General features: G+C 40.4%; 1 protein-coding gene. It reads left to right on the top strand.

Annotated features, from left to right (window positions below; genetic code table 11):
• The coding region (locus tag ACTHS3_RS18025) for a hypothetical protein (RefSeq protein ID WP_440368794.1) at nt 1–199 on the top strand (199 nt) is incomplete at its 5' end.
• Nucleotides 200–265 lie beyond the last annotated feature (66 nt).

Raw genomic sequence — 265 nt, 5'->3', positions numbered from 1 at the left:
GAACCTATCCTGTGCTCATACCAGCAATGTGCACAAAGGGGTACCTAAACATATCCCCAGAGAAAATTCTATGGGAGATTACGCTACTCTAGTTGGTTTAGGAGCGCTTACTGTGGCATTAGCATTATTGCCATTTGATGGGCCAGTTGGTGAAGCCGCCAGTGCTTCTATGTTTATGATGAAACTATCAACTATGTGAGGAGTATCAATGATTAATTATGATATTGATGAATTATTGTTAGAGGAGCAACCAGAACTCTTACTT

The organism is Neisseria sp. P0009.S007 (assembly GCF_051962515.1).
The sequence above is the reverse complement of the archived record's forward strand: the minus strand, read 5'-3'. Positions and strand labels throughout refer to the sequence as shown.